This window comes from Dyella sp. SYSU CM1112, assembly GCF_058216415.1.
Genome location: NZ_JBZEGI010000129.1, coordinates 1 through 275, shown reverse-complemented (window position 1 = coordinate 275; position 275 = coordinate 1). Strand labels below are relative to the sequence as shown.

Sequence of the window (275 nt, the reverse complement as noted above, 5' to 3'; positions counted from 1 at the left end):
CCGCACTCGCCCTCGCGATCGTCATTGCGCTCGGTATCACCACCGGCGCATTCGTACTTTCCTTCGCCGTGCAACGCGACCTCGCACGGCAAGCGCTGATCCCCGAACACCTGACTTGGATCTTCCCTGCGATCGTCGACAGCGCCATCCTCGGCGCCACCATCGCGATCGTCATCATCAGCAAGCTCAACATGAACAAGCGCGACAGAGGCTTCTACATCGCCCTCGCAGTCAGCGTCGTCGTGATCAGCATCCTCGGAAACGCCTATCACGCC

The 275-nt window shown here is 61.1% G+C and carries 1 protein-coding gene; it reads left to right on the top strand.

Features of this window, described 5'->3' with window-relative positions; genetic code table 11:
- A partial coding sequence (locus AC4HNJ_RS21925; RefSeq protein ID WP_490481733.1) for a DUF2637 domain-containing protein occupies window positions 1-275 on the top strand: 275 nt, incomplete at both ends.